This window comes from Pseudophaeobacter arcticus DSM 23566, from assembly GCF_000473205.1.
Classification (GTDB): Bacteria; Pseudomonadota; Alphaproteobacteria; order Rhodobacterales; family Rhodobacteraceae; genus Pseudophaeobacter; species Pseudophaeobacter arcticus.
This window is the reverse complement of sequence record NZ_KI421507.1, coordinates 508,020-521,764: the sequence shown is the minus strand read 5'-3', so window position 1 is coordinate 521,764 and position 13,745 is coordinate 508,020. Positions and strand designations below refer to the sequence as shown.

The window sequence follows — 13,745 nt, the reverse complement described above, 5'->3', positions numbered from 1 at the left end:
TGCTTTGTCAGACGGGCCGAGCTTGTTTGGTCGCTTGTCGAGCCCTTCGTCTGACCACGCGTCTGGTCGCCAACCGCCCCCAGCACATCTTGATCACGCTAGCGCAGGATAGGCCCGATTTGTTGCGCCGCCCAGACAGAGACCGGATCAGACTGCATGATCACCGCGCCCAACTGCTCCACGGCGCTGCCCTCGGCCAGCCTGGCCACCCGTTCATCATAGCTGTCAAAGCCAAGCGCCGCCATCAGGAAAGCCTTGAACAACAGGAACGAAACAATGATCAGGACAAAGACTTTTCCAGAAATGCTTGACCGGATCTTGCGCGGCTCGATAACAATCAGCCCGTCGGACTGAACCCGCGCAGTAGCACCCTGCGAAAAGCTGGCATGCTTGCTTTGCAAACGGGCCACACGACCCCGAAACTCTTGATGTTGAACACTCATAAAGTTGCTCCGAACAGGCCCCCACCAGCGGATAAAACTTTATAGAATCTTAATGATGTGATTCCAAGGCAATTGCCTAAAATTCGGCATAAACCTTCGTAAAATCAGCCATTTCGCTGCAACAGCAGCGTGGTCCAGTCACCAATCACATCGCGTCGCACAAGATTGGTTCCATTTTCGGCATAAACAGAAATGACGCTATCGGCCTGCTCGTTGAGGATGCCGGATAGAATGGCATAGCCACCCACCCGCAGATTGGCGCAGAGATCCGGCGCAAGCGCCACCAGTGGACCTTTGAGGATATTTGCAAAGATCAGATCGTAAGGTGCCATCTCCTCCAGGCCCGGATGATCAAAGCCTGCGGCCTCCAGGCAGGTGACAGCGCCCTCCATGCCATTGGCCTTGAGGTTGGCCTCGGCAACATCGACTGCGACTTCGTCAATATCGCTGGCGACAAAATCGCCCTGCCAGACCCGCGCCGCAGCCATGGCCAGAACCGCAGTGCCGCAGCCGATGTCAGCCACTTTGGTGCCGACAAACCCCTCCGAGATCAGATGGTCCAGCGCCTTGAGGCAGCCCAGGGTGGTGCCGTGGTGTCCGGTGCCAAAGGCCATCGCCGCCTCAATGAGCAGCGGAATGCGCCCCTCGGGCACCGTATCGGCATCATGGCTGCCATAGACATAGAACCGCCCCGCTTCGACCGGCGCCAGCTCGCGGCGCACATGGGCCACCCAATCGGTTTCCGGCAGCTCGGATACGGCAAATTCCTTGGCGCCATGCAGCGTCGCCAGCAGGGCCAGCCCCGCCTGGTCCGGCGCTTCGGTGAAATAGCCGCCAACCTCCCACAGACCCGACCCATCCTCTACTTCAAAAACGCCAACCCCGGTAGGTTCCGGCATCAGGCTTTCCATTGCCTCGCCCAGGGCTTCGGCTTGGGGTTTGCCAGGCAGGGTGGTCAGGGCGGTAAAGGTTGGCATGTCAGATCTCCAGCTGCGGTGCCCTGCGCCTAGGCCCATGGCTGCCAGAGGTCAAGAGCAGAGCCACTTTCCACCTCCCTGCCCTCTGTTTTCAGCAGTCCGCGCCGCTATTCCGCAGCAGCGCGGCTGCGGAATTTGGCAAAGACCGTCTCATTGCCCGGCGCCGGGTGGCGCGGCACCAGACAGGACAGCCCCAGCGACACCAGCGCCATGACAGCCGCCAGGGTAAAGACCAGCGAGGGGGAGATCACCCAGAGCAGCCCCAGCAACACCGGCAAAAAGACCGCCGCGATATGGTTGATGGTAAAGGCAACAGCCGCCGTCGGCGCAATATCTGCCGGATCCGCGATCTTCTGGAAATAGGTCTTCAGCGCCAGCGCCAGGGCAAACAACACGTGATCCACCACATAGAGGCAGGAGGCCAGCAAGACCCCCCAGCTGAACCAGTAGATGCCGCCATATAGCGCAAAAACCATTGCAAGGCCGGTATATTCGATGATCAAGGTCCGACGCTCGCCAAAAGCGGCCACAAACCGCCCCAGCAATGGCGCCACCAGAATATTGATCACCAGATTGATCAGGAACAAGCCGGTGACCTCATGCACCTCAAAGCCAAAGCGCTCCACCATCATGAAGCCGGCAAACACGACAAAGATCTGACGCCGCGCCCCAGCCATGAACTGCAGCAGGTAATAGAGCCAATAGCGTTGCCGCAGGATCAGCTTTTTGTTCTGTGGCGTCGGCGAGTCAAACTGCGGATAGATCAACAGGCACAGCATGGCGATCAGCGTGGTCACGCCCCCGGCCGCCATAAAAACCATATTATAGCTGAGCTCAAGGCTCTCCCACAGCAGCACAATCGTTCCGTAGACCACAAAGGTTGCCGCCGATCCGGTCGCAATCAGCCAGCCCAGCATCTGCGGCGCCCGGTCCTTGGGCAGCCATTGCAGCTGCAGCGACTGGTTCACCGTCTCATAGTAGTGAAACCCGATCGAGCTGAGCAGCGTGATCATCAGGATCCCGCCCAGCGAGGGGAACCAGGCGGTCAGCATGGTGGCAATGCCCAGCATCATCAATGAGATCAGCCCAAGCACCTGCTCGCGCACAAACAGGATGATGGCAATCACCCCCACCGCCAGGAACCCCGGTATTTCGCGCACCGTATGCAACAGGCCAATATCGGCACCGTCAAACTGCGCCACCTCGATGACAAAGTTGTTCAGCAGGGCAAACCAGGCATTAAAGGCAATGGGCATGCAGATCGCCATCACAAACAACAATGTTGTCGGGCGGCGCCACCGCGGCAGATCACGGGCCGCATCCAGAGAGAGAGGTTTAAACATGCATTCCCTTTACGCCTCTTTTTCCTCCGGGGCGAGACCAAACCGTCCATGCACATGCAGCCCCGCATCGGCGCACAGATAGGAGGCCACATCTGCGCGCGGGCTACATATGCTCCTGGGTGCTCCTGGGAGGGGGCGCAAACAGCCTCTGCTTTGGAGAATACGTGGCTGAGGGTAACAGTGGCTGAGGGTAAAGGCCTTGGGCCAGGGCTGAGGACAGCAAGCCCGTATCAGGATAACCACTGTCAGGATGCCCATATCAGGATACCCCGTATCAGACTCCCGGTGTCAGAATGCTCATGACCTAAATCAAATCAAAAATACGAATGTATGTATATTATCCCCGCAATGCATCTCGCGGAGACCTGGCTCATGGATCTACTGACGCTCATCGAAACCCTGGCCGAGCGCCTGGGCGAAGCCCCGCTGGCGGCGCTGTTTGGCCTGTTGACCGGCGTCACTTTTGGCATCGCCGCCCAGCGCTCCCGCTTTTGCCTGCGCGCCGCCACGGTGGAATTCGCCCGCGGCGGCATGGGGGATCGCATGGCGGTCTGGTTGCTGACCTTCTCCACTGCCGTGGTCTGGGTCCAGGGCGCCGAGCTCCTGGGGCTGATGCGCAGCGCTGATGCCCGCATGATGGCGGTGCCCGGCAGCTGGTCCGGTGCCATCATCGGCGGCTTGATCTTTGGCGTCGGCATGGTGCTGGCGCGCGGCTGTTCCGGCCGCTTGCTGGTGCTGGCGGCCACCGGCAATCTGCGCTCTGTTGTCTCTGGCCTGATCTTTGCCGTGGTGGCACAGATGAGCCTCTCTGGCATGCTGTCGCCGCTGCGCGACAAGATCGCGGCGCTCTGGGTCACCTCGGGCGGGCGCAATATGGACCTGTTGGTCGAAGCAGGTCTGCCCAACTGGGGCGGGCTGGCGCTGGGGCTGGCAATTGCTGTTGTCGCTCTGGTTCTGGCGCGCCGCAGCCAGATCAGCGCGTCGCGACTGGTCTTTGCCTCCGGGGTTGGCTTTGCCGTGGCTCTGGGCTGGGTGCTGACCTACGGGCTGTCACAGGTGGCCTTTGATCCGGTGCAGATCGAAAGCGCCACCTTCACCGGCCCCTCCGCCCATACCCTGATGTTCTTTCTTGATCGCAATGCCATTCTGGAATTCGACATCGGCCTGGTGCCCGGCGTTTTTATCGGCGCCATGCTGGCCGCCTGGGCCGCCGGAGAGATGAAGCTGCAAGCCTTTGACGATGCCGCCACCATGCGCAAGGCCATGATCGGAGCGGTATTGATGGGCTTTGGTGGTATGCTGGCGGGCGGCTGCGCCATCGGTGCCGGGGTGACCGGCGGGTCAATCTTTGCCGGCACCGCCTGGCTGGCGCTTTTCTTCATGTGGGTCGGCGCCATGGCGACGGATTTATTGGTCGATCAGCGCGGGGCTCAACTGGCCACCTGATCACCTATCTGGATTGCAGATAGGCGAAACGCTCTGCCAGCAATCCAGAAATCTTCCTGGCCTCCCCACGTTCCAGTTCCAGGCCAAACCCCAAGGTAAGATTGCCATAATCGAACTTAACGCTGCCGTGCCTAAAACCAGAGAGGATCCAAGGCGGCTGTGATCTGCCAAAAGACGTCGATGGGGCCTCATCTACCGCCCGCAGATCTGTGATGTAGTCTGCTTTACAGCTCCTGCTGCGCTGAAAGACACCAATCTTGCGCGCAATCTGGATACCCTGAGAAGTCACTGTCACAACCTCCTTTCCGGCCAACATCCAAGCAACGAAACTTATCGCAAACATGCCACCCACGGTCCATGCGCAAAGCCAGAAAATCAAGAACAGCCCTCCAGATCCAGCCGCGCCCGACGCTAAGGTGGTAAAGGCCGCGATCCAGCCAAAGGCCCAGCCGCAAAGCCAGAATGACAAAAACAGCGCTATTAGGATTCTCCGCGTGGCCGGCACCACAATGCGCAGGCCTTCCGGTGTCTCATAGACGGTAGCTCTGCTCATGTTGGGATCGAGGAAATCTTGTTTCATCAGAGGGCCTAAATACCTTTCTTAGACGGGAATTCACACTTCATCCACGCGTTAAACAAGAGCCAACCGCTGTCGTCAACGCGCGAAAATGGGAAGTTCAAAAGAAATTCTGAGGGTCGATATCAATGCTCAGCCGCAGATCACCCTTCATGCGAAAGGGCTGCACCCACCGGCTCAGGGCATCCTGCAGCGCCACCCCCTTGGCCGCCTTGACCAGTAGCCGCACCCGATGACGCCCGCGCACCCGGGCAATGGGCGCCGGCGCCGGGCCATAGAGCTGCGCGCCAACCTGACGCAACGGGCCATCATTGCGCGCCAGCGCATTGCCCAGATCAAAAACCTGCGCCAGATCCGAGCCCGACAGGATAATCCCCGCCATGCGGCCAAAGGGCGGCACCCCGGCCTCGCGGCGCTGCGCCGCTTCGGCGCGCCAGAATTCCTCTTCATCGCCGGTCAGGATGGCGCGGATCACCGGATGTTCGGGCTGGAAGGTCTGCAACAGGGCCTCGCCGGGGCGTTCGGCACGCCCGGCCCGGCCCGCCACCTGACGCATCAGCTGAAAGGTGCGCTCTCCGGCGCGCAGATCGGATCCCTGCAGGCCAAGATCCGCATCAATCACCCCCACAAGGGTCAGCAGCGGAAAGTTATGCCCCTTGGCCACCAGCTGAGTGCCCAGGATAATATCCGCCTCGCCCGCAGCGATCTCCTCAATCCGCGCCTTCAGCGCCCGCGCCGATGCAAACAGATCCGAGCTCAGCACCGCGATACGCGCCTCAGGAAACAGCGCTGCGGCCTCTTCGCCCAGACGTTCGATTCCCGGCCCAACCGGTGCCATCTTGCCCTCCACCTGACAGGAGGGACAGCTCTCGGGCACCGGCTTGGTCTCGCCGCACTGGTGACACATCAGCCGTTTCATAAACCGGTGTTCCACCATGCGGGCATCGCAATTGTCGCAGGCCACCTGGGCGCCGCAGGCCCGGCAGATCGTCACCGGCGCAAAGCCACGCCGGTTGAGAAACAGCAGCGACTGCTCGCCGCGCTGCATCCGCAGGGTCATCGCCTGTTTCAAGGTCGGGGAAATCCAGGTCGCCGGCGCCAGATCCTCAGCCCGCATATCCACCGCCTTCATGGTCGGCAGCACCGCCGTGCCAAAGCGCGCCGTCAGATCAACACGTTTGTACTTGCCCGCCTGCGCATTGCTCCAGGTCTCCAGACTGGGCGTGGCCGAGGCCAGCACCACCTGCGCCGAACACATCGCCGCGCGCAGCACTGCCATGTCGCGGGCGTTATACAACACGCCTTCTTCCTGCTTGTAGGCGGTGTCGTGTTCCTCATCGACAATGATCAGCCCGAGATCGCGAAACGGCAAAAACAACGCCGAGCGCGCCCCGATCACCAGCTGCGCATTGCCCTGTCCGACCATACGCCAGACCCGGCGGCGCTCGGTCATGGTGGCACCAGAGTGCCACTCTGCCGGCGTGGCGCCAAAGCGCTGCTCCACCCGTTTCAGGAACTCCGCCGTCAGGGCAATTTCCGGCAACAGCACCAGCGCCTGCCGCCCCCTGCGCAGGCAGGCCGCCACCGCCTCCAGATAGACCTCGGTCTTGCCCGACCCGGTGACGCCTTTCAGCAGGGTGGTGCCATAGCTGCCGCTCTGCACCCCCTGCGACAGGGCAGCGGCGGCGCGGCTCTGGTCTTCGGTCAGATCCTTGCTGGGGCGTTCCGGGTCGAGGCTCGGATAGGGCAGATCGCGCGGCGTTTCCTCTTCGCGCAGCGCCCCCTGTCCCACCAGCCCCTTGACCACCGAAGCCGTCACCCCGGCCATATCCGCCAGCTCTTTGGGTGTGAAACTCATGCCGCCGAACTCGTCCATCACCGCCAACACCTTGGCCCGCGCCGGGGTCATCCGGTCCGGCTCCTGCTCGCCCAGCCGCAGCACCCTGCGCATGGAGGGGGGATCGGACAGGCCGGGCGCACGGGTGGCCAGGCGCAGCATCAGCGACATCGGCGTCAGCGTATAATCGGCGGCCTTGCTCAGAAACTGGCGCATCTCATCGCGCATCGGCGCCAGATCCAGCACCCGGATGACGCTGCGCAGCTTGGCCGAATCAAAATCACCGCCCCCGGCGCCCCAGATCACTCCCAGAACTTTGCGCGGTCCCAGCGGCACCTCGACAAAAGCACCGCGAAAGCAACCGCCCTCGGGGGCGCGATAATCCAAAAGCCGATCAAGAGGTTGCGCGGTCAGTACCGCCACCCTGTCGCCCTGATGGAAAAATTCCTGCCCGCTCACCTGTACCGCCTCCAAACCTCGGGGCTTTTTAATGCCCGCGCCATGCGCTAAAGGCTAGCGCAATCCAGGCCAAACTTTCCCAAAAGGATCCCCGCCGATGAAATTCTTTGTAGATACCGCCGAAATCGACGCCATTGCCGAGCTCAACGACCTTGGCATGGTGGATGGTGTGACCACCAACCCCTCGCTGATCAAAAAATCCGGCCGTGACATTATCGAGGTCACCAAAGAGATCTGCGCCATGGTCACCGGCCCCGTTTCTGCCGAGGTCACCGCGACAGACGCCGAGACCATGATCGCCGAGGGCCGCAAGCTGGTCGAAATCGCCGAAAACATCGCCGTCAAAGTGCCGCTGACATGGGACGGGCTCAAGGCCTGCAAGGTCCTGTCCGACGACGGCCATATGGTCAATGTGACGCTCTGCTTCTCCGCCAATCAGGCGCTGATCGCCGCCAAGGCCGGGGCCACCTTTATTTCCCCCTTCATCGGCCGCCTCGACGATATCAACCTCGACGGTATGGAGCTGATCAACGATATCCGCCAGATCTATGACAACTACGGTTTTGAAACCGAGATCCTCGCCGCCTCGATCCGCTCGGCCAACCATATCCTCGACAGCGCCCTCATTGGTGCCGATGTGATCACCGCGCCCCCCGCCGTGATCAAATCGCTGGTCAACCACCCGCTGACCGACAAGGGCCTGGCCACCTTCCTTGAGGACATCAAGGCAGCCGACATCAAGATCCTGTAATCATACCTGGCCAAGCTCGGGCATAAGCAGGCTCGGGCATAAACAGGTCTGGACCGGGTGGCACCAACGCCTTGGGGCCACTTTCAAACACCCCGGCTAGACTCCTCACTCGGCCTACACTCCCCACCCGGCCTATATGCCCGGGTGGGATCCCTGCACTCAGAACGCCCCCGCAGCACGACGATGCCCTGTTCAGTCTTGAGGTTCAGCCGGACGAACCGCGCCAGCTCCAAGTCCACGACAGGTCACCGGCACGGCAGCTTGACCTCATCGCCCCCCCCTACTGGCGCGCCGAGGCGGCTGGACACACCAAACCTGTGACGTTCCCCCACGCAGGCCCCCACGCAGGTGAGCCCGGAAATCCGGACAAGATCTGGCGCAGCCACCAACAACCGCTTCCGGATTTTCTCCTGCACTTCAAACCGCCAGATCCCGCCCCAGACAGCTTTTGTCCTCCGCTGACCCCAGCCACGGCCGGGATTGACAGCTGAATGACACCACAGCCCCTGACGGCGGGACAGGGCTGTGTCACGGTGGAGGGTTTGGGATTTACGGGGTCTTTGGGATTTTCGGGGTCAAGGGGCGCCACTTTGGCGCCCACGCGCCAGCGTGGCTCGCCCTTGAGGCCGCAAATCCCAGTGCAGAATTGATACGGCGCGTTTCAGGGCAGCCCTGCCCTTAAACCGCTTCTCAGCCCCTTTTTCTTCTTTTGATTCTTCTTTTGATTCTTCTTTTGCGCCGGGCGCAGCCCGGCGCCCGGCCCAACCGGGGCAAGGGATCTTTGATCCAGCAGCCCCGGGCGGGAGCGCCCCCTTTATTGTCGGCCTTTTCCTGCCCGTAACACATTTTTAGCCACTCTGTTCGAAAACCCGTGTTATAACCTGGTCTCAAAGCCCCACAGAGGTTCAAGAATGAGCAGCACAACAGCCAAACTAGACAGCCCCCTGCGCGATGCGATTCTGGCAAAGCCAGACGCGGTACTCGAAGATCAGGGCCTGATGGAGGCCCTGGTTTCAGCCAATGAACGCGCCATGGGCTCCAATATCGTCGACCTGCGCGGCATCGCCATGGAACGGATGGAGGCACGGCTGGACCGGCTGGAAGACACCCACAGATCGGTGATTGCGGCAGCCTATGAAAACCTGGCCGGGACGAATCAGATCCACCGCGCCGTCCTGCGGCTGCTGGCCCCCACCGATTTTGAGGGGTTTTTGCAGGCCCTGAACGGCGACCTGGCCGAAATCATGCGGGTGGATTCGGTTTCTCTGGTGCTGGAAACCCTGCAAGACGACGGCGGCGCCGCAGCCGCGCGCATGGGCGAAGTTCTCAAGGTCGCCAGCCCCGGATTCATCGACAGCTATGCCGGATCTGACCGCGGCGGCCCTCTGCGTCAGGTCACTCTGCGCCAACTGCAGGGCGGCACCAGCAAGATCTACGGCGACAAGGCCGAATGGATCCGCTCCGAGGCCTGCCTGCGGCTGGATCTTGGCGCCGGCCGCCTCCCCGGTCTTTTGGTGCTGGGCTCGGAAGATCCGCATCAATTCACCCCGCAACACGGCACCGATCTGCTGACCTTTTTTGCCGGTGTCTTTGAACGCGCCATGTGTCGCTGGTTGGCATGAGGCCGACATGAGCCGCCCTGGCCTATCCTGGCGCCCTTGCGCCCCCGGATGTGCCCGCTCTGCCTGCCTGCTGCCCCAACGCAACACGGCAGCCCCAACGCCGGGCGCTGGCGGCGCAACTGCGCCTGGCTTGGCCTCGGCACAATGAGTCCCCCTGAGGCACAGATGCTGATTTCTCCGGCCTGCCGCGATGCGCTGCAACTCTGGTTGCAGGGGTTGCGCGCCCTGGACGGGGCCGCAGCCAATACCATCAGCGCCTATCAGGGCGACCTCAGCAGTTTTCTGGCCTTTATGACCCGTCATAACGGCGCCCCGCAGGGGCTTGGCGCGCTGGCGCGGATCACCACCTCTGACATGCGGTCCTGGATGGCCCAGGAGCGCAACTCCGGCGCTGGCGCCCGCTCGCTGGCGCGCAAGCTCTCTGCGGTCAAAAGCTTTTACCGCTGGCTGGCAGAGCGTGAAGGGTTTGAGCCCACCGCTGTTTTGGCAGCGCGGGCGCCAAAGTTTCAAAAAAAGCTGCCCCGCCCGCTGGACAAGGATGCCGCCCGCGCGGTCATCGAGACCGTCGAGCTGCAATCCGGCACCGATTGGATCGCGGCGCGAGATGTCGCCGTGGTGACGCTGCTATACGGCTGTGGCCTGCGGATTTCCGAGGCCCTGTCCCTGACAGGCAAAGCCGCGCCCCTGCCCGCCAGTCTGCGCATTCTGGGCAAGGGCGGCAAAGAACGGCTGGTGCCGGTGATAGAGGCCGCGCGCGAAGCCGTGCAGCGGTACCTCGACCTGTCGCCCTACCCCAAAGAATCCGACGGACCGCTGTTTCGCGGCCTGCGTGGTGGCGCGTTGAACCCACGCCAGATCCAGGGTGCCATGGCCCAGGCGCGGGCGCAGCTGGGGCTGCCTGCCAGTGCCACCCCCCATGCCTTGCGCCACAGCTTTGCCACCCACCTGCTGGAGGCGGGCGGCGATCTGCGGGCCATCCAGGAACTGCTGGGCCATGCCTCGCTGTCGACAACCCAGACCTATACCGCTGTGGATACAGCCCATCTGATGGCCATCTACAACCGCAGCCACCCCAAGGCCTGAGCGGCCTCTTGGCGATACATCCCGGCCTATCATATGGGCCCATCAAAACGACCTGCCAAACTGGCCCGTCAAGACCTGCCAAACTGGCCCGTCAAACTGGTCTGTCAAAACGACCTGTCAAAGTTTTTGGAACACACACCAGGTAAAGGCCTGCATATTCCCCGCCGGGGTAGCATGGGTCTCAGCCCAGCTGTGCATCAGATCATAGCCCTCCCCCAGCTCCGCCTGCAGCCCCTCCGGCGTATAGCGCCGCACTGGCAATCCGCTGCAGGTCTCGGGACCCTCGGGCGCAAAGCTGGCGAGAATGACATGACCTCCCTTTGGCACCGCTTGGTGCAGGGCCTGCATATAGGCCTGACGATCCTGATCCTCCGTCAGAAAGTGAAACACCGCCCGGTCGTGCCAGATGTCCCACTGCCGGTGGGGCTGCCACCGGGTGATATCCTTGGCAATCCAGGCCACTCTGCGCCCCTCCTCGCCCAGTCTGACGCGCGCCAATGCCAGGGCGCGTTTAGAAATATCCAGAACCGTCACATCATGGCGGCGCTGGTCCAGCAGTGCGCCGGCCAGACGGGAGGCACCGCCCCCGATATCAATGACGGACAGAGACCGGGACCCACAGAGCGCAATCGCGCGCAGAGAGGGGGCCGGATCACTCTGAAACCAGCTCACCTGTTCTGTATCACTGGTCTCATAGAGCCGGTTCCAATGATGCGCCCGTTGCCCCATTCAAGGCTCCTCTCTTGTCTGATCGTTCTTCACCTTAAATCTTAGCACATAAATTCCACTTTTGGAATACGTATAAGCCCGCAGGAGACTTGGTGAAATTTGAAACGATGGAATTGCTAAAATTCGAGGCAAGTTTTGCCGCCCCTTGCATCTGTGGTTAACTCCTCACCGCTTATCTGAGACCTCCCATTGCTCCAGAAAGGATGCCCAGATGACTCCCCAGACTCTCGCGCTTTATTCCGCCCCGGCGACTCCGGCGCCAGCGCCTTCGCAGATCCACATCCCGCACCTGCCACATCGCATTCGCAGATCCGACCTGCCCCAGCCGGGCGCGCCAAGGGCAAAAATGGTCCTGCTGGGATCGCCAAATGAGGGCAGCAACACAAAATGGAACGGCCTTCAGCGTCAGGAATACCCGACTTGGTTGCACTGAAGTCTTGCAGGCGCCGGTGAAATTCGCCATCACGGGATTATGACACCTCAGTTTCGCGCCCTCGCCGTTCACCTGCTCACCGCCACCGGTGCAGTTTTTGCAATGCTTTCCATGCTCGCCGCAGTGGATGCCAAATGGAGCTTGATGTTCGTTTGGCTGGTTGTGGCCTTTGCGGTGGATGGCATTGATGGACCATTGGCGCGGCATTATCAGGTCGGCCGCTATGCACCGCAGTTTGACGGCGTGCTGCTGGATTTGATCATCGACTACCTGACTTATGTCTTTATCCCGGCCTTTGCCCTGTTCCAATCAGGGCTGATGTCAGGCTGGACAGGCTGGTTTGCCATTATCGTCATCACCTTTGCCAGTGCGATGTATTTTGCCGACACCAGGATGAAGACCAAGGACAATTCCTTCTCCGGCTTTCCAGGCTGCTGGAATATGCTGGTGCTGGTGATCTTTGCTCTTGAGCCCAGCCATTGGACCATTCTGGTGCTGGTGACTTTGCTGTCCATTGCCATGTTCCTGCCATTGAAGTTCATTCACCCCGTGCGCACGGAACGCTGGCGCCGGGTCTCCCTGCCGGTGGCCCTGGCCTGGACCTTTTTTGCCGGCTGGGCCGCCTGGGTTGATTTCCATCCCCAAAGCTGGGCGCATTGGGGGCTGGTTGTCACCTCGATCTATCTGCTGTTTGTCGGCATTGCGCAGCAGATCTTTCCACAGCGCAGCTGACCCACCGGCGTTGGGACCAGCCAACACAAGGCCACTGTTTGCGACGGCTCCCCCTTAGGAACCAGCCCCTTGGCACCACCAGCGGCAGGGCCAGAGGCTCAGATCAGCAGGCTGGCAGCGCCTTCATGTTTGAGCAGGGCAATTTTGGTCTCGATCCCCGTACCGCCGGAAAACCCACCCAGGCCCGTTGCGCCCAAGACCCGGTGACAGGGAATGATCACCGGGATTGGATTGGCGCCACAGGCGTTACCAACGGGCTGCGGCGGGACTTTTAGCGCCTTGGAAATATCTCCGTAGGTCCGGGTCTCCCCCAGGGGAATTGCCAGCATTGCCGCACAGACCGCCTGTTGGAACGCCGATCCGGCAATATGCAGCGGCAGATCGAAACTCTGCAATTCCAGGGCAAAATAGGCCCTGAGCTGGTCAATGGCGCGATCCAGCAGCGCGGTCCTGTCCTGTCCCTGCGCGCCCCAGCTCAGGCCGGTGATCGCCCCCTCGGTTTCTGTCACGCTCAGCGTTCCGACAAATGTATCAATCTGGGCTGAGGGCATGGCAGGCGCTCCATGAGGATGAGGGCAGTTTCCTGAACTAAAGCAGAACCGCGGCGGGAATACAGGGCAATCTACCCCTTTCGTATAGGACACCATCCTAAATCCAGCAGGACGTAACCCAAGGGGGACGTGGATTTTGATAAAATTCTGTTAAAACGAGATTAGAAAGACAGAACAAATGGGTGAAGACGATGATCTCTGGAATTGGTTCAAACTTCAATATCAGCAACCTGGAAGCCTCTTACAAGGCCGGCGTTCCTGAGATGGACGCAAGTCTCAATGAAGGAAAGACCCAAGGAATGGATCGTGCCATCCAACGTGAAAGAGCGTTGAGGGCGGCCAGGGAAGCCAGTATTTTTAACCTTCGCGCCCCCCAGTCTGCAGGCCCGGCGCTGAAAGCGGCAAGAGACAAGGCCCTGGGTCGTGGCAGCTATAGCGCAGATTCCCTGATGGCGCAGTTTCTAGCCCAGGCTTCGAGCCATGCCCCGGGGCCAAAATCTGTCAGCAGCCTGATAGCTGAAGACAGCTATCGCGCCGCCCGCAGCCAGGCTGTGGCTGGGGTGAATGGCTCTTCTATGTAAAGACCCGACCTGCAAAGACCAACCTGTAAAGACCCGCCAAATAAGGATCTGCCCTGCAAAGACCCAAGCGCCACAGACCCCTCCACAACAGACCCTCCCGTTTTCCGACGGCTCTCTCCCGTTTTAGACGGCTCTCTCCCCCCTCTCGAGACTGCCCCTCCCCTCGAGACAAAAAACCTGC

General features: G+C 61.0%; 14 protein-coding genes. 7 read left to right on the top strand and 7 right to left on the bottom strand.

The window, feature by feature from the left end:
* Window positions 1-98 precede the first annotated feature (98 nt).
* The 3 genes from ARCT_RS0106480 to ARCT_RS0106470 form a co-directional block, all read right to left on the bottom strand.
* Window positions 99-443, bottom strand: a complete 345-nt coding sequence (locus tag ARCT_RS0106480) for a hypothetical protein (protein WP_027239330.1) — start codon at window positions 441-443, stop codon at window positions 99-101.
* Window positions 444-547: 104 nt separating this feature from the next.
* Complete coding sequence (locus tag ARCT_RS0106475) at window positions 548-1,420, bottom strand: 50S ribosomal protein L11 methyltransferase (protein ID WP_027239329.1); 873 nt, start codon at window positions 1,418-1,420, stop codon at window positions 548-550.
* Between the two features lie 107 nt (window positions 1,421-1,527).
* The gene (locus ARCT_RS0106470) at window positions 1,528-2,763 is read right to left on the bottom strand and encodes an MFS transporter (protein WP_027239328.1); all 1,236 of its coding nucleotides are present in this window, start codon (window positions 2,761-2,763) and stop codon (window positions 1,528-1,530) included.
* Between the two features lie 372 nt (window positions 2,764-3,135).
* Here ARCT_RS0106470 and ARCT_RS0106460 point away from each other — a divergent pair, with 372 nt between their 5' ends.
* Window positions 3,136-4,209: a YeeE/YedE family protein gene (locus tag ARCT_RS0106460; RefSeq protein ID WP_027239327.1), complete on the top strand. Its 1,074-nt coding sequence runs from the start codon at window positions 3,136-3,138 to the stop codon at window positions 4,207-4,209.
* 4 nt (window positions 4,210-4,213) lie between these two features.
* On the opposite strand, the gene ARCT_RS0106455 is transcribed toward ARCT_RS0106460, so the two are convergent.
* The gene (locus tag ARCT_RS0106455; protein ID WP_027239326.1) at window positions 4,214-4,789 is read right to left on the bottom strand and encodes a hypothetical protein; all 576 of its coding nucleotides are present in this window, start codon (window positions 4,787-4,789) and stop codon (window positions 4,214-4,216) included.
* A 97-nt stretch (window positions 4,790-4,886) separates the two neighbouring features.
* Entirely contained in the window at window positions 4,887-7,082 is a 2,196-nt protein-coding gene (locus tag ARCT_RS0106450) for a primosomal protein N' (RefSeq protein ID WP_027239325.1), read from the bottom strand.
* A 97-nt stretch (window positions 7,083-7,179) separates the two neighbouring features.
* Between ARCT_RS0106450 and fsa the strand changes: the two genes are divergently transcribed.
* The 3 genes from fsa (at window position 7,180) to ARCT_RS0106435 (ending at window position 10,538) form a co-directional block, all read left to right on the top strand.
* Window positions 7,180-7,833 carry a fructose-6-phosphate aldolase gene (gene fsa / locus ARCT_RS0106445; protein WP_027239324.1) on the top strand — a complete coding sequence of 218 codons (654 nt, stop codon included), beginning with the start codon at window positions 7,180-7,182 and terminating at the stop codon, window positions 7,831-7,833.
* A gap of 911 nt (window positions 7,834-8,744) precedes the next feature.
* On the top strand, window positions 8,745-9,455 hold the full coding sequence (locus tag ARCT_RS0106440) for a DUF484 family protein (RefSeq protein WP_027239323.1): 711 nt from the start codon (window positions 8,745-8,747) through the stop codon (window positions 9,453-9,455).
* Between the two features lie 144 nt (window positions 9,456-9,599).
* Window positions 9,600-10,538: a tyrosine recombinase XerC gene (locus ARCT_RS0106435; protein ID WP_027239322.1), complete on the top strand. Its 939-nt coding sequence runs from the start codon at window positions 9,600-9,602 to the stop codon at window positions 10,536-10,538.
* 117 nt (window positions 10,539-10,655) lie between these two features.
* Here ARCT_RS0106435 and ARCT_RS0106430 read toward each other — a convergent pair whose 3' ends face one another.
* The gene (locus tag ARCT_RS0106430) at window positions 10,656-11,267 is read right to left on the bottom strand and encodes a class I SAM-dependent methyltransferase (protein WP_027239321.1); all 612 of its coding nucleotides are present in this window, start codon (window positions 11,265-11,267) and stop codon (window positions 10,656-10,658) included.
* Between the two features lie 211 nt (window positions 11,268-11,478).
* On the opposite strand from ARCT_RS0106430, the gene ARCT_RS27910 reads away from it, so the two are divergent.
* Both ARCT_RS27910 and ARCT_RS0106425 read left to right on the top strand, forming a co-directional pair.
* On the top strand, window positions 11,479-11,700 hold the full coding sequence (locus ARCT_RS27910) for a hypothetical protein (protein ID WP_154665321.1): 222 nt from the start codon (window positions 11,479-11,481) through the stop codon (window positions 11,698-11,700).
* A gap of 39 nt (window positions 11,701-11,739) precedes the next feature.
* A complete protein-coding gene (locus ARCT_RS0106425; protein ID WP_027239320.1) occupies window positions 11,740-12,432 on the top strand; it encodes a CDP-alcohol phosphatidyltransferase family protein in 693 nt (230 codons plus the stop codon).
* 98 nt (window positions 12,433-12,530) lie between these two features.
* Here ARCT_RS0106425 and ARCT_RS0106420 read toward each other — a convergent pair whose 3' ends face one another.
* Entirely contained in the window at window positions 12,531-12,983 is a 453-nt protein-coding gene (locus tag ARCT_RS0106420) for a methylated-DNA--[protein]-cysteine S-methyltransferase (protein ID WP_027239319.1), read from the bottom strand.
* 191 nt (window positions 12,984-13,174) lie between these two features.
* Here ARCT_RS0106420 and ARCT_RS0106415 point away from each other — a divergent pair, with 191 nt between their 5' ends.
* Window positions 13,175-13,564 (top strand): hypothetical protein, encoded by a 390-nt coding sequence (locus ARCT_RS0106415; protein ID WP_027239318.1) that lies wholly within the window; start codon window positions 13,175-13,177, stop codon window positions 13,562-13,564.
* Window positions 13,565-13,745 lie beyond the last annotated feature (181 nt).